The 22,446-nt window shown below is 58.4% G+C and carries 21 protein-coding genes; 13 read left to right on the plus strand and 8 right to left on the minus strand.

Features of this window, described 5'->3' with window-relative positions:
- Window positions 1-35: 35 nt before the first annotated feature.
- Together ACQK2G_RS03865 and ACQK2G_RS03870 are read left to right on the plus strand one after the other, a co-directional pair.
- Window positions 36-2,327, plus strand: coding sequence for an Orn/Lys/Arg decarboxylase N-terminal domain-containing protein (locus ACQK2G_RS03865; protein ID WP_425403705.1), 2,292 nt, complete (start codon window positions 36-38; stop codon window positions 2,325-2,327).
- A gap of 147 nt (window positions 2,328-2,474) precedes the next feature.
- Window positions 2,475-3,569, plus strand: coding sequence for a GGDEF domain-containing protein (locus tag ACQK2G_RS03870; protein ID WP_425403706.1), 1,095 nt, complete (start codon window positions 2,475-2,477; stop codon window positions 3,567-3,569).
- A gap of 18 nt (window positions 3,570-3,587) precedes the next feature.
- Here the strand turns inward: ACQK2G_RS03870 and ACQK2G_RS03875 are convergent, their stop codons facing one another.
- From ACQK2G_RS03875 to ACQK2G_RS03890, 4 genes are all read right to left on the minus strand, one after another.
- On the minus strand, window positions 3,588-4,898 hold the full coding sequence (locus tag ACQK2G_RS03875; RefSeq protein WP_425403707.1) for an FAD-binding oxidoreductase: 1,311 nt from the start codon (window positions 4,896-4,898) through the stop codon (window positions 3,588-3,590).
- Window positions 4,898-6,247, minus strand: a complete 1,350-nt coding sequence (locus ACQK2G_RS03880; protein WP_425403708.1) for a glutamine synthetase family protein — start codon at window positions 6,245-6,247, stop codon at window positions 4,898-4,900. Before ACQK2G_RS03880 ends, ACQK2G_RS03875 begins: the two co-directional genes overlap by 1 nt.
- A 236-nt stretch (window positions 6,248-6,483) precedes the next feature.
- Window positions 6,484-7,659, minus strand: coding sequence for an ATP-binding response regulator (locus ACQK2G_RS03885; protein WP_425403709.1), 1,176 nt, complete (start codon window positions 7,657-7,659; stop codon window positions 6,484-6,486).
- Between the two features lie 167 nt (window positions 7,660-7,826).
- Complete coding sequence (locus tag ACQK2G_RS03890; protein WP_425403710.1) at window positions 7,827-9,278, minus strand: PAS domain-containing sensor histidine kinase; 1,452 nt, start codon at window positions 9,276-9,278, stop codon at window positions 7,827-7,829.
- A 268-nt stretch (window positions 9,279-9,546) separates the two neighbouring features.
- Here ACQK2G_RS03890 and ACQK2G_RS03895 point away from each other — a divergent pair, with 268 nt between their 5' ends.
- From ACQK2G_RS03895 to ACQK2G_RS03905, 3 genes are all read left to right on the plus strand, one after another.
- Window positions 9,547-10,626, plus strand: coding sequence for an SDR family oxidoreductase (locus tag ACQK2G_RS03895; RefSeq protein WP_425403711.1), 1,080 nt, complete (start codon window positions 9,547-9,549; stop codon window positions 10,624-10,626).
- A gap of 13 nt (window positions 10,627-10,639) precedes the next feature.
- Window positions 10,640-11,230: a cysteine hydrolase family protein gene (locus ACQK2G_RS03900; protein ID WP_425403712.1), complete on the plus strand. Its 591-nt coding sequence runs from the start codon at window positions 10,640-10,642 to the stop codon at window positions 11,228-11,230.
- Between the two features lie 93 nt (window positions 11,231-11,323).
- Window positions 11,324-12,145 carry a 3-methyl-2-oxobutanoate hydroxymethyltransferase gene (locus tag ACQK2G_RS03905; protein ID WP_425403713.1) on the plus strand — a complete coding sequence of 274 codons (822 nt, stop codon included), beginning with the start codon at window positions 11,324-11,326 and terminating at the stop codon, window positions 12,143-12,145.
- Window positions 12,146-12,163: 18 nt separating this feature from the next.
- Here ACQK2G_RS03905 and ACQK2G_RS03910 read toward each other — a convergent pair whose 3' ends face one another.
- Together ACQK2G_RS03910 and ACQK2G_RS03915 are read right to left on the minus strand one after the other, a co-directional pair.
- Window positions 12,164-12,340 (minus strand): hypothetical protein, encoded by a 177-nt coding sequence (locus ACQK2G_RS03910; RefSeq protein ID WP_425403714.1) that lies wholly within the window; start codon window positions 12,338-12,340, stop codon window positions 12,164-12,166.
- Window positions 12,341-12,398: 58 nt separating this feature from the next.
- Window positions 12,399-12,791, minus strand: a complete 393-nt coding sequence (locus tag ACQK2G_RS03915) for a hypothetical protein (RefSeq protein ID WP_425403715.1) — start codon at window positions 12,789-12,791, stop codon at window positions 12,399-12,401.
- A gap of 231 nt (window positions 12,792-13,022) precedes the next feature.
- On the opposite strand from ACQK2G_RS03915, the gene ACQK2G_RS03920 reads away from it, so the two are divergent.
- From ACQK2G_RS03920 to ACQK2G_RS03955, 8 genes are all read left to right on the plus strand, one after another.
- Window positions 13,023-13,718 carry a GntR family transcriptional regulator gene (locus ACQK2G_RS03920; RefSeq protein WP_425403716.1) on the plus strand — a complete coding sequence of 232 codons (696 nt, stop codon included), beginning with the start codon at window positions 13,023-13,025 and terminating at the stop codon, window positions 13,716-13,718.
- A gap of 241 nt (window positions 13,719-13,959) precedes the next feature.
- Window positions 13,960-14,259, plus strand: coding sequence for a DUF6166 domain-containing protein (locus ACQK2G_RS03925; protein ID WP_425403717.1), 300 nt, complete (start codon window positions 13,960-13,962; stop codon window positions 14,257-14,259).
- Window positions 14,260-14,325: 66 nt separating this feature from the next.
- A complete protein-coding gene (gene dctP, locus ACQK2G_RS03930) occupies window positions 14,326-15,387 on the plus strand; it encodes a TRAP transporter substrate-binding protein DctP (protein ID WP_425403718.1) in 1,062 nt (353 codons plus the stop codon).
- 134 nt (window positions 15,388-15,521) lie between these two features.
- Window positions 15,522-16,043, plus strand: coding sequence for a TRAP transporter small permease subunit (locus tag ACQK2G_RS03935; RefSeq protein ID WP_425403719.1), 522 nt, complete (start codon window positions 15,522-15,524; stop codon window positions 16,041-16,043).
- Between the two features lie 3 nt (window positions 16,044-16,046).
- The gene (locus ACQK2G_RS03940; RefSeq protein WP_425403720.1) at window positions 16,047-17,384 is read left to right on the plus strand and encodes a TRAP transporter large permease; all 1,338 of its coding nucleotides are present in this window, start codon (window positions 16,047-16,049) and stop codon (window positions 17,382-17,384) included.
- A gap of 25 nt (window positions 17,385-17,409) precedes the next feature.
- Entirely contained in the window at window positions 17,410-18,345 is a 936-nt protein-coding gene (locus ACQK2G_RS03945; RefSeq protein WP_425403721.1) for a phytanoyl-CoA dioxygenase family protein, read from the plus strand.
- Between the two features lie 103 nt (window positions 18,346-18,448).
- Window positions 18,449-19,249 carry a sterol desaturase family protein gene (locus ACQK2G_RS03950; RefSeq protein ID WP_425403722.1) on the plus strand — a complete coding sequence of 267 codons (801 nt, stop codon included), beginning with the start codon at window positions 18,449-18,451 and terminating at the stop codon, window positions 19,247-19,249.
- A 185-nt stretch (window positions 19,250-19,434) separates the two neighbouring features.
- Entirely contained in the window at window positions 19,435-20,019 is a 585-nt protein-coding gene (locus ACQK2G_RS03955) for a hypothetical protein (protein ID WP_425403723.1), read from the plus strand.
- A 267-nt stretch (window positions 20,020-20,286) separates the two neighbouring features.
- Here ACQK2G_RS03955 and ACQK2G_RS03960 read toward each other — a convergent pair whose 3' ends face one another.
- Window positions 20,287-21,834, minus strand: a complete 1,548-nt coding sequence (locus ACQK2G_RS03960; protein ID WP_425407609.1) for a TRAP transporter large permease — start codon at window positions 21,832-21,834, stop codon at window positions 20,287-20,289.
- 39 nt (window positions 21,835-21,873) lie between these two features.
- A complete protein-coding gene (locus ACQK2G_RS03965; RefSeq protein WP_425403724.1) occupies window positions 21,874-22,434 on the minus strand; it encodes a TRAP transporter small permease subunit in 561 nt (186 codons plus the stop codon).
- Window positions 22,435-22,446 lie beyond the last annotated feature (12 nt).

Consider the following 22,446-nt stretch of genomic DNA (forward strand, 5'->3'; position numbering starts at 1 on the left):
TGTTGATCCAACACTCTTCCCGCTAGGACATTTTCATGAAGTTCCGCTTTCCGATCGTCATCATCGATGAAGATTTCCGATCCGAAAACTCATCCGGGTCGGGTATCCGGGCAATCGCTCAAGCCATTGAAAATGAAGAGTTCGAAGTCCTCGGTGTGACCAGTTACGGCGACCTGTCGCAATTCGCGCAGCAGCAGTCACGCGCCAGCGCCTTCGTACTGTCCATCGACGACGAGGAATTCACCCCGGGGCCGGATCTCGATCCGGCGGTACTAAACCTGCGGACCTTCATCGAGGAAGTGCGTTGGAAGAACGCGGACGTGCCGATCTATATTTATGGCGAGACCAAGACCAGCCGCCATATTCCGAACGATATCCTTCGCGAACTGCACGGTTTCATCCACATGTTCGAGGATACGCCGGAATTCGTGGCACGCCATATCATTCGTGAGGCCAAGAGCTATCTGGAGGGGATCCAGCCGCCGTTCTTCAAGGCGCTGCTGGATTACGCGGAGGACGGTTCCTATTCCTGGCACTGCCCCGGACATTCCGGCGGCGTCGCTTTCCTGAAAAGCCCGATCGGGCAGATGTACCATCAGTTTTATGGCGAGAACATGCTGCGGGCCGATGTCTGCAACGCGGTGGAAGAACTCGGTCAATTACTGGACCACAACGGCGCGATCGGTGCGTCCGAACGCAACGCGGCCCGGATCTTCAATGCCGATCACTGCTATTTCGTGACCAATGGGACGTCGACCTCGAACAAGATGGTCTGGCATCATACGGTCGCGCCGGGCGACGTGGTCGTGGTGGATCGCAATTGTCACAAGTCGATCCTGCATTCGATCATCATGACCGGTGCGATCCCGGTATTCCTGAAACCGACACGCAACCATCACGGAATCATCGGACCGATCCCGCAATCCGAATTCGAGGTCGAGACGATCAAGGCGAAAATCCGGGCAAACCCCTTGCTCCAAGGCGTTGACGCGGACGCGGTCAAACCCAGGATCATGACGCTGACTCAGTCCACATATGACGGGGTGCTGTACAATACGGAAACCATCAAGGGGATGCTGGACGGCTACGTCGACAACCTGCATTTCGATGAAGCTTGGCTGCCGCATGCGGCCTTCCATCCGTTCTACGGCACCTATCATGCCATGGGCCGCAAACGCGAACGGACGAAACAATCGATCACCTATGCTACGCAATCGGTCCATAAGCTGTTGGCTGGAATCAGTCAGGCGAGCCACGTGCTGGTCCAGGACTCTCAGGAAGCCAAGCTGGATCGGCACCTGTTCAACGAAGCCTATCTGATGCACACCAGCACAAGCCCCCAATACAGCATCATCGCGAGTTGTGATGTGGCCGCCGCAATGATGGAGCCGCCGGGAGGAACCGCGCTGGTGGAGGAGAGCATCGCCGAGGCGCTCAATTTCCGCCGCGCGATGCGTAAGGTCGACGAAGAATTCGGTCCGGACGAGTGGTGGTTCCAGGTCTGGGGGCCGGCCGATCTTGTCGATGAAGGCATCGGGCGGACCGTAGACTGGGTTCTGAAGAAGACGGATGCGGACGGTGTCCAGGCTTCGGATGGGGCGGATTCCTGGCATGGCTTCGGCGACATGGCGCCGGGCTTCAACATGCTGGACCCGATCAAGGCGACGATCGTTACACCGGGTTTGAATCTCGACGGGCGGTTCGACGATTGGGGCATTCCCGCTTCCATCGTGACGAAATACCTGGCGGAACATGGGGTGGTGGTCGAAAAAACCGGCCTTTACAGCTTTTTCATCATGTTCACGATCGGCATCACCAAGGGTCGCTGGAATACGTTGCTGACCGCTCTGCAGCAGTTCAAGGACGACTACGCGAAGAACCAGCCGATGTGGCGCAGCATGCCGGAATTCTGCGCCAAGCAACCGCGCTACGAACGAATGGGATTGCGGGACCTATGCCAGTATGTCCATGAACTTTACGCAAAATACGGTGTGGCCGTCCTTTCCACGGATACCTATCTGAGCGACCTGACGCCGGCCATGACGCCGAGCGAGGCATTTTCCCACATTGCCCGGCGTACAACGCAGCGGGTACCGGTCGATGCACTTGAAGGGCGTATTACGACCAGCCTCGTCACGCCCTACCCGCCGGGAATTCCTCTCTTGATCCCCGGCGAGGTGTTCAACCGTAAAATTGTGGAATACCTGCAGTTCAATCGGGATTTCGCCCGTGAATGCCCTGGCTTTGAGGTCGATATCCACGGCCTTGTGCAGGAAGTCGGGGAAGACGGTCAAATACACTACTTTGCCGATTGCGTAGCGGAGTGATCGGACCGGACGTTGTGACGGTGAATTTCGTAGTTCTCGAAACCGTAAATTTCAGGCACCATAATGTTCTAAGGCTCTCTGGCCGAAGTCGAACGACGATGGACCGGGTATGCTGACCGGAGGGACGGCCCGGAAAAAATCGATAATATGGTACTCGCTACAGATAAACGACTTTTCGAACAGATGGGGATGACGGAACGCGGCATTTTGCGTCGGCTGCATTCCTTGGATTTTTCCGAAAGCAGCCGGGCGAGCCTCATCTCGGCATCCGACATGATCGGCGAGAACCTCGATCGCATCATCGGCAAGTTCTACGATGTCCAGTTATCGCAGTCGGAAATCGCCGTCATCATCGGCGACGCGGATACCTTGGCCCGGTTGAAAACCGTTATGCGCGGTTACATCACGGACCTGTTCAGCGGCCGGTATGACGAAGAATATGTAAACAACCGCCTGCGGATCGGGCGTGTTCACAAGCGCATAGGTGTATCGCCCAAGGCCTATATGAACTCGATGAATCTCCTGCAGGATATTCTACGCGATGAAATCGTGCAGGCGTTCGGTGATGTCATGGCCGCTGACATTCGTGAAGCTCTTCGCAAAATCCTGCTGTTCGACACCTATCTGGTTTCGGAGAGCTATGTCGACGCCTATCTTTTGGACATGGCGGTGGCGCGCAGCGAAGTTGAAAAATACGCCGGCGAACGGGGGATCGCGACCGAGATGCTTTCCGGGCATCTGCATGACGTCGCCACCCGTGACAGCTTGACCGGACTTGCCAACCGGGAGGCCCTGCAGGACGTCCTGCACCATGAAATCAATACGGCGCAGCGGTACAAACTGCCGCTAAGTCTCGCCTTCATGGACCTGAACGGATTCAAGGCCGTGAACGACAGCTATGGCCATGATGAAGGGGACGCGGTCCTTCGCGATGTCAGTTCCGCTCTCTCCAGCGTCACGAGAGTCGTGGATGTTGCGGCCCGGTATGGTGGGGATGAGTTTTGTCTGGTTCTACCGCGTGCCGATCTCACGGGGGCTCGGTTGGTCATGACGCGATTGGAACAAGCCTTTCGGAAAATGGTCGGACATGACATTTCCTTCAGTTCCGGCCTTGTTCAGGTCAATCCGGAAAGCGCGATGGAAACCGATGCCTTGATCGCGATGGCCGATGAACTGATGTACGAGGCCAAGCGGCGATCGAAGTCGGAAGGCGGCTTCCAGATCGCCGAAGCCCTGACCTGACCGCGGTTCCGCAAAAGGTCAGACGCCAATCTTGTCCCGCAAGGCATACCACCATGACCCTGCGACCGAATAAGGAACCCGGAACATTCGTCCACCGGGGAAGGGGAACCACGGGACTTTCTCGAATACGTCGAACCTGGACCGATCCCCGTCGATGGCTTCCGACAGGATTTTTCCGAAGGTATGAGAGCCTGTGACGCCGTGTCCGCTATAGCCATGTGCGAAATAGGTGTTATTGCCGATCCGGCCCATTTGCGGCACTCGGCTGAAGGAAAGCGCGAAGTTGCCGCTCCATGCATAGTCGATCTTGGAGCCGCGCAACTGCGGGAACACCTTGATCATGTTGGGCAGCAGGCGGGCCTTGATATCGCTCGGATCGGTCCCGCCGTAAACCAGGCCGCCGCCGAACAGCAGTCGTTTGTCGGCAGACAGACGGTAGTAGTCGAGGATGTAGCGCACGTCCTCGACACAGATATCCGTCGGTATCAGCTGACGGGCCTGTTCCTCGCCCAGCGGTTCGGTCGCGATGATCTGGGTGGATACCGGCATGACCCTCGGCGTCAGCGTGGGCACGACATGGCCCAGATACGCATTGCCGCACAATACCAGCGTATTGCAGGTGATCGACCCATAGGCTGTTTTGACGACGGGCTTTGCAGCGGCCGTGTCGACACTGACGGCAGGCGTGTGCTCATAGATCGTCCCGCCCAGTTTCTCGAAGGCCGCGGCCTCACCCAAGGCGAGATTGAGCGGATGCATGTGCCCGCCCGAATGATCGATGACGCCGCCGACATAGACGTCGGTATCGACATGCTTTCGCAGTTGCTGCTTGTCGAGCATCTCCTGGTTTTTGATGCCGTAACCGGCCCAGAGCTTCAGGCGATCCTCCAACTCGCGCATATGGGCGCCGGTATAGGCGGTGAATATGTTCCCGTCTTTCAAATCGCATTGGATGCCATAGGTCTTGACCCGTTCGCGAATGATTTCGCCGCCTTCCTGCACCAGACCGGCGACGAAATTCGCGGTATCCGCGCCGTAGCGCTTCTTGATCGTCTGCAAGCTGGCGTTCAGGCCGTTGACGATCTGTCCGCCGTTACGGCCGGACGCACCCCAACCGACACGGGCCGCTTCAATGATCGCGACCTTGTAGCCTTTCTCGACCAGATGCAGCCCTGTCGACAGCCCACTGTAACCGGCGCCGACAATTAGAATGTCGATGGAGATGTCGTTTTTTAACGGCGGGCGTTCCGGTGACGGGTTGGCGCTGGCTGCGTAGTAGCTGGGCGCATGGGCGGAAACGCCGGGGCCGGCGCTATCCTGGACGTTCATCAAACGACCTCTAGGTAAGTGTCATATTCGAAATCGGTAACCTGGCGGGCGAAACGCTTGAGTTCCTGCATCTTGCTTTCGACAAGCATCGTTTGCAGACGCTTTGAGAAAATCTGCGGAACGTTACTGCCGCGGCGGAAAGCTTCGATCGCGGTCGCCCAATCAAGGGGCAGATGGTCCAGCTTCATATTATAGGCATCGCCGCTGATCGGTGCGGCCGGCTCCATTCCGGCCTCGATCCCGACCAGTGCCCCGCCCAATATACTCGCCACCACCAGATAAGGATTCGCATCCGCTCCGGCAACGCGGTGTTCGATCCGCCGCGCTTTCGGATTGCCGCCCGGAATTCGGATAGCGGCAGTGCGGTTCTCATAACCCCAGGCGACGCTGGTCGGCGCATGGGCCCCGGGCAGAAGCCGGCGGTACGAGTTCTCATGCGGCGCGAAAGTCAGGGTGTTTTCCTGCATGGTCGCCAACAGACCGGCGACCGCGTTCAACAAAAGCGGCGATCCTTCATCTCCGCCATTATCGAACAGGTTACGACCGGTCTCGTCCTGTAACGAGAAATGAACGTGAAAGCCGCTGCCTGACCGCTCGCCGTAAGGCTTGGCCATGAAGGTGGCGGCCAGACCGTGCTTGCGGGCGATACCCCGGACCAGACGCTTGAAGAGGACGGCGTCATCCGCCGCCTTCAGGGCGTCGTCGACATGCACCATATTGATTTCGAACTGACCGGCGCCGTTCTCGGAAATCGCCGCGTCGGCAGGGATATCCTGTTCGGCGCAGGCATCGTATACGTCGTCCAGAAACTCGTCGAAATGCTGCAATTCGTCGAGGGACAGGGCGCCGTCTGAACCGAGCCTTTTCTCCGTGATCGGCGAACACGGCGGCTGCGGTTGCGTGCCGCTGGGGTCGTAGAGGTAGAATTCCAACTCGGTCGCGACCACGGGCGTGAGGCCGCGCTGCTTGTATCGGTCGACCACATTTGCCAAGGCCCGGCGCGGATCGCCGGCGAAAGGGGTTCCGTCTTCTTCCAGCATCCACATCAAGGCCAGTGCCGATGGCCGGTTGGTCCAGTTGATGAGAACGATTGGCCGGCCGGTGAAATCGCAAATCCCGTCGGAATCACCGGTTTCGAATACGAGCTCGCTGCCCTCGACATCCTCGCCCCAGACGTCGACACTCAAAATGGACAAGGGCATGCGCAAGCCGCCGCCAAGAATTTTCGCCGCCTGTTCAACGGGCAGGCGTTTACCCCGCATCGTCCCGTTGAGGTCGCAGATACAGGCAAAAACGGTTTCGATTTCAGGGCGTTCGAGGAGCCAACTGTTCAGATTGTCTAGGGACACTTTCAGGCCTCACAGGGGCGCAGGATCATGCGCGCTTTCCGCATGACTAGCGCTGGAATTTCGTCTCGTGTCAAATCGAATATCGATGGGCGAAGGTCGTCGTCGGGGGGCGGATATTTGGGACGTGGAGGTTGCCCTGACCCGGAATCGCGGTCCTGCCGTGCGGACGTTGTCATCAATACGAGCCGCTCGGCGAGAAGTGGTGCGGGCCAGGGGCTGGCGCAATAGGTCGGCGGTTACAAAACACGCTCTTTCGGGAAGATGAGGCAGGCGTCGGCGCCACCTTCCGCGCGGTTGCGGATCTTGAGGTGACCGCCATGCCGCTCGATCAGTTCGCGTGCGACGCTTAAACCCAGGCCCAAGCCGCTGCCGTCCGCGATTGTCGATTGTTCCGTCCCGGAGAACGGGGTCGTGAGTTTGTCCAAGTCGAGTGTCGAAAACCCTCTTCCGTCATCGGTTACGCAGAGCTCTACTTCAGCGTTTTCGTTCATTCGAACCAGAACGTTGATGTTCAGTTTCTCGGTTGAAAACTTGACGGCATTCGACAGCAGGATGATCAGCATCCTTTGAACGGCGATCCTGTCGGCGAGGAGCGTCAGGGAACTTGTTTTCGGGTTGAGCTTGGAACTTTTCTTCTCGTTGATGAGGTTCAGGTTCAGCAGCGTATCCTTGACGAGTTCGCCGATATTCACCTCTTCCTCGTTCAGCGGCAGCGCGCTCACCGTTCCATGCGCCATATCTAGTATGTTCTGCACCACGGCGAGCAGATTTTCCCCGCTCTTGACGATATTCCAGGCGTATTCCTTGTATTTCTCGTTTCCGATCGGCCCGAAGGCTTCGCCGTGTATCATCTCCGACATCCCCATGATTGCGTTCAAGGGGGTGCGTAGCTCGTGGCTCGCGGTGGCGAGGAAGGCCGTCTTGGCCTGGTTCGCGGATTCCGCGGAGACCTTTGCGACGTTCAGTTCGTCCAACAGTTTTTCCATCCCGACGATGTCCCGGAAGGAGCGCAGCGCTGAATAGACCGTGGTCAGGAGCCGTTCGGCCGTCAGTTCCGTTTTTTCGCGGTAATCATTGATGTCGTAGGATTTCACGACTTCCATTTCAGGCGCATAACCAGGCTGTCCGGTGCGTAGAATAAGGCGAACCCGCTTGTTCGACAGGTCATTGCGAATGTAGTCGATCAGGTTCAGTCCCGCGCCGCTGGTTTCCATGACGACGTCGATCAAGGCGATTGCAGTGTCCTCATTGGCGGCGATTTGCTGTTTTGCTTCCTCAGCCGAGTACGAACTGATCAATTCGACGCCCTTGCCCTCAAACTCAAAGTCCGCCAAGGCAAGTTGGGTTATCGTGTGGACTGATGTCTCGTCGTCGACAATCAGGACCTTCCAATTGTCTGAAACAGCACTCATCCCGCGCAATGCCTACCTGTATCGTTCTGTTCGACACGGAAGCATCGGTCCGGGATGCTTCAATCTTGATCTTGTTTTCCTAATATACCGAATTCCTTCCAAAAAGTACTAATGATTTTGTTGGATTGCGGGGGCGACTTTGGCAGGGGCTGCAGGATCGGCACGTTCTAAGCCGAAGGGATCGAGATTTCGGCAAAGAATCCATTCGGTTCGGCATTGTCTATCTTGATACGTCCCCCGAGTTTCTCGGTGACGAGTTGATATACGATGAACATGCCCAGGCCGCTGCCGCCGGTGTTACGACGTGTCGTAAAGAAGGGCTGGAAGATCTTCTCCTTGACCTGTTCGTCAAGTCCGACGCCGTTGTCTGTGTAGAGGATGTGGATATTGGTTTTCGATGTCCGATTTATGTGGATATCTATTTCTCCGGCCCGGTCGTCCGAAAAACCGTGAACCAGTGAATTTTCCAGCAGGTTCGACAGGACTTGAGCCAAGGCGCCCGGGTAGGAATTCACAACAATGTCTTCATCGCCGGTAAGGTTCACCTTGTGTCGGCTCTTGCTCAGCTTGGGCGACAGACTGTGGATGACATCGGCGAGATAGGCGTAAACGTTAAACTCCCGTCTGGCGTCGCTTGCCTGGTCGACGGCGACCTGTTTGAAGTTTCGGATCAGGTCTCCGGCTCGGAGCAGGTTCTTGGTCAGGATCTCGGCGCTGTCCGCAATGATTTGGAGCTGCTTTTCGAGATAGGCTTCGTCAACGCGTGCTTCCGGCTTGCGTATTTTCTCTATCACCCCCGAAAGCAGCGTCGATGCGGTGATCCCCACGCCGATCGGTGTGTTGATTTCGTGGGCTACGCCGGCCACCAGCTCTCCTAGACCGGCGAGGCGTTCAGCCGCTACTAGTTGCTGTTGGGCGTTACGCAGCTCGGTGATATCGGTCGACGCGCCGCGATATCCCGTGAACTCACCTCCCGTCCAGATCGGAGTTGCGTTCACCCGGATCCATTGCGAGCCCGATTTGTCCTTACGCTCGAACTCGAAATTTCGAACACGCTCGCGCTTGTACAACAACTCCAGGAACTGGTCGAAGTTCGTCGCGCCTCTTTCGCTGACCCAGTCAGCGACATTGCGGCCGATGATTTCCGAACGGGTATAGCCGGTGGTACGAAAGAAGTCTTCGGACAAACTGGTGAAATTGTATTGGGCGTCCATTTCCCAGGTCCAGTCGGCCTGGGTGTAGACAAGCTCGCGGAAATTCTGTTCGAGCAGTTTCAGTTTTGTGATGTCGAACAGCCAAATGATCGCGGCTTCCTTGCCGTCGAACACGGTCGGGCGCGCATGCATCGATGACCACCAGATGTGACCGTTGTCGACGCGGCGCCGTTCGAACTCGATGTTGTCGACGACCGCGTTGTCGGCAAGCTGTTCCATCACCCAATCGTAGTCGGATTGATGCACGAAGGTGTCAATTCCAGGCGTGTCTTCGCACCCGACGATACCGAGCATTTCCAACATTCTGTCATTGACGAACAGGCGCTCGAACCGGTGCCGGCTTATGATGCTTACGCCGGCCGGGCTTTCCTTCAGAACGGATTCGAGCGGTGTGTCTTCGGACATTCTCCGTGGCCCAGTCAGGTTTTCCGCCCAGCGGCGATGTACAGGTTTCTGTTCCTGCGTCTGATAAGTGTATTCTAATTTGCGGCCGTGTGGAAAGCGTCACCGCGGCGCCCGAGACCGGAGAGGACGGCGCGCTGATTATGCCCCGCGGGAGAGCGAAGTTGTGCGCGAAACGCGCGTTGATCGTCATAGATCCGCCCAATAGCCTGATCGGCGGCCTTCCACTCTGGAAGGCAGTCCAACTGGACGGCAAATCGGGAAAGCTTTCATGATCGAACCGGCCATCGCCACCTATCCCAAGGGGTCTACCGTTCTGGTCGTCGGCGCCAGCGGCGTGATCGGCGGTGCGGTCGTCAAACGTCTTGCCGGGCGCGACGATGTCTCGGTGATCGCCGCGGCGCGCAAGCCCGAATCGCCGGTGGCCGGAAATGTGACCGCATTGCCGGTCGATTTGACTGGGACCGATACGCAGTGTGACAAGGCGCTGTTGTCCACAGTGACGCATGTCGTTTATTGCGCCTATGTCGATGCGCCGGGATGGCAGGCGCAGAACGCGCCGAACGCGCGTCTGTTTACAGCCGCGATGGATTTCGCCGAGCGCCATTGCCCGGACCTTAGGCATGTCACGCTGCTGCAAGGGATGAAGGCCTACGGCAGCCATCTCGGCCCCTTCAAGACACCGGCCAAGGAGAGCGATCCCCGCATCCCGCAGCCGCACTTCTATTACGACCAGGAGGATGATCTCCTCGCCAGATCGGCAAGGCTCGGCTGGACCTGGAGCGTGCTGCGCCCGCATGTGGTGATCGGACCGGCGCGGCGTTCGCCGCTGAACCTCGCGGCCGTGCTCGCGGTTTATGGCGCCCTGTGCCGTGCCCGCGGAGAAGCGCTGACCTTTCCAGGGCCGGAAGCCGCCTTCGACGCTGTCTATCAGGCGACGGATGCCGGGCTGCTTGCGCGCGCGGTGGAATGGGCCGGTTCGGACCCACGAGCGGGTGGCGAGGTGTTCAACATCACCAATGGCGATTTCTTCCGATGGCGACATTTATGGCCCGCGATCGCGCAGGCGATGGACCTGGCCCCCGGGCCGGTTCGGCCGGTTCGTCTGGCCGAGACAATGATCGGCGCCGATGCCGAATGGGACCGGCTGGTGGCGGAACATGCATTGGAGCCCAATCGTCTGGACGCACTGGTGTCCTGGCCGTTTGCCGATTACGTGTTCCACACCACCCATGACGTCATGGCCGATACCCTCAAATGCAGACAGGCCGGTTTTCTGGTCTTCGCCGATTCCGAGGCGGTGATTGTCAACCGGCTCACCGAACTCCGCGACCTCAAGATCGTTCCATAGAAAGGCCCCTCCCATGACCGTCGACACCGTGATCCTCGCTTCCCATTTCCAGAACGAGAACTGTCATCCCGACGGAAAGATCAAAATCGGGATCGGCCCCGACAGTGCGTGGCGATGGGAACGGCTGGAAAACGCCAAGCGTCTTTTTGCCGGCGCGCGCGCGGCGCAGGTTCCGATCGTACACATACAGCTCGTTGTGCCGGCGGATATGAGCACGGTGATCCAGAACAATTTCATCTTCCGGCAATGGGTCAAACTCGGAGCCTGGGCGGAAGGCAGCTGGGGTGTGGAATTCGTCGATGGGCTCGAACCGGCCGGTGCGGAAAAGGTTGTCACCCACAGCCGCAACAATGGTTTCTACGGATCAAATCTGGACGAGATCCTATTCCTCTATCGGCCTCGCCGGCTGATCTGCTGTGGCGTATCGACCGCTTACACGGTTGAGAGTACGGTGCGTCACGCGACCGATATCGGCTACGAGGTCACGGTTGCCGCCGATGCCTGTTCCACCGCCACGCAAGAGCAGCACGAAGCGGCCCTGAACGCCATGCGGCTGATCGCCGACGTCGCCACCGTCGACGAACTCATCGCCGACTTCGGCTGACGGCATCCTTGCATGCCGACGGTATGGCGGAACTGGACATGACCTGCTATCTCAATTGATATATTAACAGTGTATCAATAAGGGGGAGAGAACATGCCCACGATTTTCACGTTCGGCGGCAAGATGGCCAAGCGCAACGTCACGGTTGCGGATCTACAAGCCGGCAAGGGTAAGCGTCAGTTCACGGAGACAACCGTTTTCAAGGTCGAAGACGCCATCACTGGCGCGGCGGCCGGGATCGACGTACTTCGGCCTGAGGATACTTTCGTCGCCGAAACCGTCGCCGCGGCACCGGAAACGTTTATCTCCGCGTTGATCCCCTTCGATGCCTATGAAACGCCGGACCAGATTCTGGGCGCGGCGATCCGCGCCGTCAGCGCCGGTGCGGATGCGGTCTATACGCCCCGCGGTCTCAAGGTGGTGGAGATGCTGGCGCGTGAGGGAATTCCGGTGCAGGGCCATCTCGGCCTCGTGCCTCGTAAATCCACCTGGGTCGGCGGATTGCGGGCCATCGGCAAGACCTGCGACGAAGCCCTGCAACTGTACCAGACCTTCAAGGACTTGGAGAATGCCGGTGCCTATGCGGCGGAAGTCGAACTGGTGCCGCCGGAAACCCTCGCCCTGATCAACGAGCGCACGTCCCTGGTAACCTATTCGATTGGCTGCGGTGGTGTCGGGGACGTGATTTTCCTGTTCATGGACGATATCTGCGGCGAGCTCGAGTCGCCTCCGCGCCATGCGAAGGCCTATGCCGATTTACGGTCGTTGCGGGCCCAACTGCGCGCAGAGCAGATCAAGGCTTTGACGGCGTTCAAGGAGGATGTCGACGCAGGTACGTTCCCCGGTCCCGGTAAGGCAGCGCGTATGGCGAACGAGGAGCTCGACGCTTTCCGGGAAGCCCTGGACCGGATGTGATCCGACCCAGGGAGGCCGTCACTTCTTCTTTTTCTGTTCTTCGGGAAAGACCCACATCGAGAAGATCATGAAGGCGCCGAGGCCCAACGCCACCCAGGGCGTGACGGCCTCGCCGGCCTTTGACTGAAAGTAGAAGGTCACGGCCGCTGCGATGACCACCATGAACGAGATGAGCAGTTTGTATTTGACCGGCATTGCCTATTCTCCATTCCAATCTTGATGATACGCTTTTCCCTGCGGGAATCCTGTCTTTTTAAAGAAGATAGATATCGGCGACTGAGATGATCGCGCATTCCGCGGCGACCAAAGCACCCAGTCCGGCCGACCTCGACCCCTCCATACGTTCGATTGCTTGGGCAAGTGGCGGCCCGCCGAGGAAGCCCAAGCCCGCCAGGACGATTGCCGGTGCTGCCGCTCCCGACAGCACGATGCTGCCCAGAACGGCTAGGATGCAAACCAGACCGATGGTGGCCAGCAGAGCAAGCGGGAACCTGAGCGGTTGTCCCGAATGCCGGGCCCGGCTGGCGATTTCGGCAATCGCTGTCGTCGCGCCGATCCCCAGCAAAAGTCCGCCGCCGAGAGCAACCCCGATTACAGGCCATGCGGACGCGGCGTCTAGGCCCATAGCGTTAAAAACGGCGTCCACTATCTGTTCCTTCCCCTACGCGATTTCTTGCTGCTTAGACCGCGATGCAGCTTGAGTTGAACCTATGATATATAAGCAGTATACCAATGTCGACGGCAAGATCGAGCCGTCGGATGCTTGCTCCGAACCCTCTCTGCGACCATGGGAGACTGGCGCTGTCGGGCTATGGAGGGTATCTGGAGGTGATGCGCGAGATATTGAAACGTACAGCGGGCTGGGATGACGAAAGTAGTGAATGATAGCGCCGATGCGTTGTTGATGGCCTTGGAGGTCGAGGCCGATAGCGACTCAAGCCTGACGCAGCGGGCTTATCGACGCCTCGAAGAGATGATCGTGACCCTGGAACTGCAGCCCGGTGAGGTCCTGTCCGAATCCGCGTTGGCGGACCGGTTGGAAATCGGGCGCACTCCTGTTCGTGAGGCGCTCCAACGTTTGGCGCGGGAAGGCCTTGTTTCCATCCTGTCGCGTCGGGGGGTCCTGGTCAGCGAACTGGATGTTCGGCGCCAGATGCGGTTACTGGAAGTACGGCGCGAATTGGAACGACTGATGGCGCGGCTGGCGGCACGGCGCGCATCGGATGCAGAACGGCAAGCCTTTGGGATTATCGAAAAAGGTATGCAAAAGGCGGCGTCGGACGAAGACGAAATCGAGTTCATGCGGCTCGATCGTCAGCTGAATCTTTTGTTGTGCCGCGCGTCCCGGAACGATTTCATTTCAAACGCCATGGGCCTGACTCACGGCCAGTCTCGCCGGTTCTGGTTTCAGCATCATCGAGAAGTAGGGGATTTGGCACTTTGCGCCCGATTGCACGCTAATCTCGCCGCTGCGGTGAAAGCCGGATCGGAAGAAAAGGCTGCCGCGGCGAGTGACGCTCTTCTGGACTATGTGGAAGCTTTCACACGGAAGACCCTCGACTCGATCTTTTAGCCGGCCGGCCTGGCGCCGGCCGCCTGACGGCGTTTAAGGGTGCCACCTCTTTTCCATAGCAACCAAGCACCTTGTACGAAATCAAAGTCTGGCGGCGCTCGCGACGCTTGCGCCCATCAGCTTTTTCACATACCGTAAATATATCAGTCATATTTGTCTGAAAAACGACAGGTGTATCGCCCGGTCACTCAAGAATTCCGGGATGAATAAATAAAATTGGGAAACAAACCGGGGGGAGGTTATGAAACTATACCGAGGTGATCGGACCCTTGACGGACTCGAGGTGACGGTGGACGCCTCGCCCCTCGATACGCATACCAATATCAAGACGTTTTCCGAGAACGGCTTTGAATGGGGCTATGAAGGTCCTGAGCCGTTGCAGTTAGCCCTTGCCATTCTTTTCGACCACTTCGGTGACGGCGAAAAAGCCGTCCGGCACGCAGACGTGTTCATGCAAGGCGTGGTCGCCAACTTCAACAACGAATGGGAAATGACGACGGACGACGTGAATGTCGCTCTGAAGAATCTGGGCTGCGTCTAACGAGGCTATCGGGGTCGACCGTCTGCTTCGTCCAGTAAAACAAGAGACCACTAGGGAGAGGAACTCATGACCTGCAAGGCATTTATCAAACATACCGTGATGGCGGCTTCGGTCGCTATCGGGATCGGGCTTTCCGGTGCCGTCATGGCCCAGGAACATTCCTTCAAGATGGCGACGGGATGGGGTGGTGGCCCGCTGATGGATATCGGGGCCAAGGCATTCGCCGAAAAGGTGGCCGAAATGTCCAACGGCCGGATCGAGATCGAAGTTTTTCCAGCCGGTACCTTGGGCCCGGGCCTGAAAGTGTCCGAAACCGTTCAGCAGGGCGTTGCCCAGATGGGTCACACCTGGGTCGGTTACGATTGGGGCATTGACGCCACGGCAGTCCTGTTCGGCGGCTTTGCGGGCAGCTTCGACTCCGAACGCATGCTTCATTGGCTGTATCGTGACGGCGGCGCCGAATTGCAGGCCCAATGGCGTGACGAGGTCTTCAACCTCGTATCCATGCCGCTCTTCATCCGCACGTCGGAAGTGTTCCTGCACTCCCGGAAACCGGTACGGACGCTGGAGGACCTTCAGGGGTTGAAATTGCGGACGGCCGGCGCGTGGTTGGAAATCTCGCAAGGCATGGGGGCCGCACCTGTGACCATGCCGGGTGGCGATGTCTATCCGGCGCTCGAACGTGGAACGATCGACGCCACGGAGTGGGGAACGCTGTGGGAAAACATGTCGCCGGGCTTCCACCGCGTAACGAAATACGTGGTCATTCCCGGTGTTCATCAGCCGACCGCACCGTTCGAACTGGTGATCAACAAGGATGCCTGGAATGAACTGTCCGAGGCTGATCAGGCCCTCATCAAGGACGCGGCTTTCATGACCACGATGAATTCCTGGCTGACCATCGGTCAGGAAGACGCCAAGGCGCTCGAATTCTTCCGGGCCCAGGGCAACGAGATCATCGAGCTCGACGAGGAAGTTCAGTTCAATGCCCGCGAGGCCGGGTTGAAATGGGCTGAGGAGAAAGCAGCAGACAATGCTTGGTTCCGCAAGGTTCTGGATAGCCAGAAAGCCTTCGCCGAACTTTGGTCCGACGCGTCCAAGTATCGCAACGTGAAGACGCGGGACTAAACCTGTCCAGCCTAACGCCCCGTCCTGGCCTTGGTGCCGGGACGGGTGCGCCCCGCAGGCCTGAATTTCGAATGGCCTGCATCTTTTCGTCTACCAAATGATGGATGGAGACGGCTTTTCCCGCCGCATTGCGCATGACACGAATTGTTCGACTTATCGAAGCATTGGTCGGGGGGATGGGCCGCATCACGGCGCTGATCATCATCCCGCTGATCCTTGCGACCGCCTATGAAGTCTTCTCGCGTTATTTGTTCGGCGCGCCGACGATCTGGGCTTACGAACTCGGCTATATCTTGACCGGGTCGCATTTTCTTCTCGGCGCGTCGTTGGCTTTGTTGGCGGGCGCGCATATTCGCATCGACCTGCTGTACAGCAGGTTTTCGCCACGCGGAAAAGCGGCGGTCGATCTGGTGTGTTATGTCACGCTGTTCTTTCCCTTCATCGTCCTGCTCAGCAACTCGCTGTGGGATTACGCGCTTCGGTCCTTCCTGAGCGGTGAATTGTCAGGGCAATCAGCCTGGAGCCCCCCTATCTGGCCGTTCCGGATGGTCCTCACACTTGGCTTCGTCCTGCTGGCTCTGCAGGTCTTTGCGGAAATTCTGAAATGTGTCGCCGTCCTGATCGGTCGGCCGATTCCGAGCAGTGAAAGGGGCTGATCCATGGAAGCCTTGTTGATGTTTCCAGCCCTGTTTCTGCTTATTTTCCTGGGCTTTCCGGTTGCCTTCGCCTTGATGTCCGTTGCCTTCGTCTTCGGGCTCTATACCTTCGGCGGGGCAAGTTTCTTCCAATTCACGCAGAAGGTCGAAGACATCGCGGCGAATTTCGTGCTCGCCGCGGTCCCCCTGTTCGTCTTCATGGGCGCGATGCTGGAACGGTCCGGTATTGCCGAACGGCTTTTCGAAGCCGTGCATCTTTGGACACGGCGTCTGCCCGGTGGTTTGGCCATCGGCACGATCGTGATGTGCATCATTTTCGCCGCGTCGACCGGGGTGATCGGCGCGACCGAAACGGTCGTCGGTTTGCTCGCGATACCGGCGATGATGCGGTACAACTATTCCAAGTCGTTGATCTCCGGAACGATCTGCGCCGGCGGATCGCTCGGCACGATCATCCCGCCATCGGTCGTGGTCGTCGTCCTGGGCCCGATCGCCGATGTCTCGATTGGCGATCTCATGGTCGGTATGATCTTTCCCGGTCTAATTCTGTCGGCGCTTTATATCCTGTATATTCTTGGGCTGTGCCTATTGCGGCCTGAGGCGGCGCCGCGGGTCGAGCCGTCCGATGACGACCCGGACCTGGCGACCAAGCTGGTAATCACCATGAAGGCGTTGATTCCGCCTTTGTTGATGATCATGGCGGTATTGGGCTCGATCATGCTGGGATGGGCCGCGCCGACCGAAGCTGCTGCGCTCGGTGCCCTCGGTGCGTTCATTCTGACGGTCGCCTATCGTCGGTTCTCGCTGACCATGTTCAAGGAAGCGCTTATCAAGACGCTCACCGTCACGGCGATGATCATGCTCATTTTGCTGGGCGGGAACATCTTCACCGGCGTGTTCGCCGGCGCCGGCGGCATGGGCGTCATGCGGGACATGATCGAGGCTGTCGAACTCGGTCCCTGGGTCCTGCTGATCGTCTTCCTGCTGATGGTTTTCGTCGCCGGGTTCTTCCTAGAATGGATCTCCATCCTTTTGATCTTCGTCCCGCTCTTCATGCCTTTCATCCGGGAGGCCTGGGCCGCGGGCGGCTATGGCGCGTTCTTCGACCCGGTCTGGTTCTGCATGCTGCTGTTGATCATGATCCAATCGAGCTATCTGACCCCGCCGATGGCACCGGCGATCTTCTACCTGCGCGGAATCGCGCCGGCGGAGATCACACTCAGTCACATGTATAAGGGCGTCGTGCCATTTCTCGTGATTCAGGTGATTGCCCTGGCGATCGTGATGGCGTTCCCGCAAGTGGCACTGTGGCTGCCGGAACAAATTCTCGGCTTCAACTAGAGGGCGGGCATCTGCCCGTAGGTCCATGACACCGGAAGATATTCTATCCCATCCGCCGAAATCCCTTACGCAGGCTCAACGCGAGGCCTATTTCGAGCACGGCTTTCTTTCCGTCGAACGCTGTGTCGACGATACGTGGCTGGGCCGTTTGCGCGAGGCCACCGACCGGCTGGTCGAGCGCAGTCGATCGGTAACGGCATCTGATGCGGTCTTCGATCTGGAACCCGGACATTCGTCCGCGGAGCCGCGTCTTCGCCGTGTTTCGAGTATTTGCGATGAAGACCCTGTCTATTGGTCATTCCTGACCGAGTCGCCGATCGTGGGCGTGCTGCAGGATGTGCTCGGCCCGGACGTGAAATTCTATCAGTCGAAACTGAACTTCAAATGGCCGAAGGGCGGCGCCGAGGTGAAGTGGCACCAGGACGTTCCCTTCTTCCCGCATACGAATGATGCCGTGTTGACGCTGGGGATCTATCTGGAAGATGTCGGCGCGGAGCAGGGGCCGTTGATGGTGGTGCCGCGCAGTCACAGGGAAGAGATCTTCGATCATTACGCCGAGGACGGGACCTGGACCGGCGACATACAGTCGGCCGACATGGGCAGGGTTCGGATCGGTGAGGCTGCGGAACTCGGCGGACCGGCGGGGTCGATCACGATCCACAACTACCGGGCGGTGCATGGGTCGCGCCCCAATTTATCCGACCGCGGTCGTCCGCTGCTGTTGTTCGTGGTCTCTGCCGCGGATGCGATGCCATACACGGCCAATGCGCTGAAATCGCGCTATGAGCAGACGGTTATCGCGGGATCGCCGGCCCGGCATGCTCATCATACCGGCGGGACTTACCTGATCCCACCCGATTGGAGTGGCGGTTACACGTCGATCTTCGCTCTCCAGCAGCGGGAGGGGACGAACAAGGCACCTTCCGCCCAGGCGGGCGGGGAACCCGCCGGAATGAGTTGATTTTTCACTGATCTACGTCTAATATATCACGGTGATGTTGAGGCTTGCCGATGATGCATGCGCATCCGAAACAGGTCTCATAAGCGAATGAAAGGGCAAGGCCATGGAACTCAACACAACGGACATGCCAAATCGCCAGCGCGATTTCCGCGCGGAATACCGCAGTCGGATCGCGGGTTGGTATAACGGATGGCTGCATGTCGCGATCATTTACATCATCGGCGGCGCCGCGTTTTTCATCTACGTCGAAAACATCTCGAACGTTCAACCGCTCGAATGGTTGACGGTTCCGGTCATCTTCATGGTGTGTAACCTGTTCGAATGGTTCCTGCACCGCCATGTCATGCACCGGCCGCTGCGGATCCCCGGACTGCGCGCGATCTATTCGCGGCATACCCTGACGCACCATCAGTTCTTTACCGAAAAAGAAATGCGCTTTGCCGGTCAGCAAGACTGGCGCGTGACGTTCTTCCCACCCTACGCCCTGGTCGTATTCATTCTGATGTCGATGCCGGGCGCCTATATCGCGGCGCAGATCTTCACCGAGAATGTCGGCTGGTTGCTGATCTCCACGACGACGGGAATGTACCTGTTGTATGAGTTCATGCATTTCTGCTGTCACGTGGAAGAGAATTGGTTTGTCCGTAACATGCCCTTCGTGAATACGATCCGGCGCCACCACACCGCCCATCACGACCAATCGATCATGATGGAACGGAACATGAATTTGACCTTCCCGATTTCGGATTGGCTGTTCGGTACGTCCGATCTCGACCGCGGACTTCTGGGCCATATCTTCAATGGCTACAGCACGAAATTTATTCGCAAGGACATGCGCCGCACTTCGAAAACGCCGACCGGCGTACGGTCGGGCAATCAACCGGCAGGTGCCGTGACCACATGATGCGGGGTTGATCGCCTTGCCCTCAAAATCCAGCCGGCTCACGAATGTGCGCCGGCTGTTTTTTTGTTCCTTCTTCCAATCGCCTTTCGCCGTCTGACACCGTACGCTGAGTGTAGAATGCGTGGGTTTGGCATAGGGACGAAAGGATCGCTTTCACTCATGCGGATAGTGACAGGGGTGGGTAAATGAGAAGCGCTGCGGCCGCGTTCGGGATCTGCATGGTGCTTGGCCAGGGCGCCACGGCGGAAACGCTATCGGAAGTGTCTTCCTGGCGCGATGTCTCCGCGTTCCTGCAAAAGCACGAAGTCTCGGAAAGCGCGGCAATATTGTACATTGCAGCGGGCTGTGCCGGCCTGCCAACGATTTCACAGCAAGCGTGCCTCGAAGAAGCCCTTACGAACCCAAAAAGCTATGAAGGTATATCCACAGAATGGATTACCAGGGTGGAGGCCCGCCTAGAGGAAGAGCGTCGGCGAGTTGAAACGGAGGAGCAGCAAGCTGAGAGTCAAAAACAACAACTCGAACAGCAATTGCGAGAGCAAAGAGTGGAGCAGGAGCGGGAGGCTGAGATCCAATTCCTTGAACAAACAATACGCGATCATGAGAGGACCAAGCGTGAAATCGAAATGACCGCTGGGCGACTTGGCAACAACAATATGACCGAAAGCGATCGGGATCAGTTGGAGGAAGTGTTGCGGCGATACGAGGAAGATCTCGCGAATATGCGAAAACGGCTTTACCAGATCAGATTGGATGAAGGTGTGAACTAGGGCGCAGGCGTCATGATCTTGATGCGGCCGTTTTCCGCGCCCGACGCAGAAAGGCTGTTCGGAAACACCCTATCATCACACGATTTCGCCGGCCCTATGAGCAAGTCTCAATCGTGCGTCGGCAACCCGAAGCACATCGATGAAGGTTCCTGTCGATCAGCGTTTCCGCATGGCCGGTGTGTTGTTCCGAAGAGGCCGCAGGAACGTCCATTGCGGCCGCTTCGGTATCGCGGCGGGCCAGCGCAGGTAACTCATAGTCAAGAGGTTCTAGCCGAAAATTTGAGCGGGCAACCAGGTCGTAATCTCGGGAAAGAGGCCGAGCAAAGCCAGGGCCAATAGTTGGATTATGACGAAGGGGACAATCCCGCGATAGATGTCCATGGTTTTCACGGTCGAAGGTGCGACGCCACGCAGATAGAACAGCGCGAAGCCGAATGGAGGCGTGAGGAAACTCGTCTGCAGGTTCATCGCGATCAAGACCCCAAGCCAGACCGGGTCGAGGCCCATGGACAGCAGAACCGGCGCGACCAACGGAACGACGATCAGGGTGATTTCGACGAATTCCAGGAAGAACCCCAGAACGAACATGACGAGCATGACGATCACCACCGCGCCGAAGACGCCGCCGGGCAGATCAGCCAAGATCGCATGCACCATCTCATCGCCGTGCAGGCCCACGAAGACCAGCGAGAACAATTGGGCGCCGATGACGATGGCAAAGACGACGGACGAGATTTCCATCGTGCTGCGTACGACCGACCCGAGTACCCCGGCGATATGCGCGCGCCAAAGCCCGACCGCGATACCCCAGATCAGGATGAGCGTCAGGACGAAGGCGAGGTAGATGGCCACCTGGTTGCCGGTTTCGATGGCATCGCGGGCCACCCGTAGATCGAACTGCTGCGTAATCAGAAGAAGACACAAAAGGCTCGCGGCCGCGGCGTAGATCGGCCAGGGGCTCCGCTTGGAAAGGCGCAGGCCCGCAAGCATGGTAGCCCCGATGGCGCCGACGGCCGCGCTTTCCGTGGGGGTTGCTATCCCGGCAAGGATCGACCCGAGCACGGCCACGATCAGCAGGACCGGCGGCACCAAGGCGTTCAGAAGCGTTTTCCAGACGGGAGGGCCGCCGTCAGTCTTCAGTTCCTCCATTGGCACGGCTGGTGAGGCCTTCGGATTGATGATCGCGACCGCCACCTGATAGAGGATGTATAGACCCACCAGCAGCAGCCCCGGCAGCAGGGCTCCCGCGAAGAGTTCGCCCACCGAGACTGTGTCGGGGGCGAAAATGCCGCGATCCAGCTGGGACTTGGCGTAGGCCGAGGCCATCACATCGCCGAGCAGCACGAGGACGATCGAGGGTGGAATGATCTGGCCGAGGGTACCGGCGGCACAGATCGTGCCGGTCGCGAGCTTGGCGTCGTAACCCCGGCGCATCATTGTCGGCAGAGACAGAAGTCCCATCGTGACGACGGTGGCGCCGACGATCCCCGTGGACGCGGCCAACAGGGCACCCACGACCGTGACCGAGATGCCGAGTCCGCCTCTGAGCGAGCCAAATAGACGGCCCATGCTCTCCAAGAGCGATTCCGCCACCCGCGAGCGTTCCAACATGACGCCCATGAACACGAAGAGCGGCACGGCCAGCAGGATGTCGTTGGTCATCGTGCCGTAGATGCGCTGGGGGAACCCGCCGAGATAGGAAACATCGAACGCGCCCAGCGCCGTCGCCAACAATGCGAAACCAAACCCCGTGCCGGCGATCGCGAAAGCAACCGGGTAGCCGGAGAGCAACACTCCGAAGAGCGCAACGAACATTAATACGGCTAGAATTTCCGTCGTCAGAGTCACCACGGCTCAGACCTCCACCCGGTCCGCGGCTTCGTCGTCCCGGTACGGCAGGGGCGGCAATTCCAGGCCGCGTAGAAAGGCCAAGGATCGGATGATCGTCGACAGCCCCTGCAAAAACATCATGAGTGCGAAAACGAGAATTACCGTCTTCAACAGAAATACGCCCGGGATACCGCTAGTCTCCCGGGAACCTTCGAGAACGGCCCAGGAACGCGCGACATAAGGGTAAGCCACCCATAGGATCAGGCCCGTAACCGGGATCAGCAGCAGCAGCGCGCCGAGCATGTTTATGGCGGCTTTGGCCCGTGGCGATCTGTTCGTATAGAGAATATCGACGCGAACGTGACCGTCCTTGAGGAGCGTGTAGCTGGCGCCCAGCATGAACACGAGCGCGTGCTGGTAGATGATGGCTTCCTGCAACCAGATCTCGCCCGTGCCGAACACATAGCGCAGGACGACGACAAGAAATTGCAGCAGCACCATCGTCAGTGCGAGCCACGAAACGGCGCGACCAATTCGATAGCTCGCTAGGTCTATCAGTCGCGAAAGGGCGAGCAGTATATGCACGGTTCGTTTGTT

This window comes from Hwanghaeella sp. (assembly GCF_965227365.1).
Lineage (GTDB): Bacteria > Pseudomonadota > Alphaproteobacteria > UBA8366 > Aestuariispiraceae > Hwanghaeella.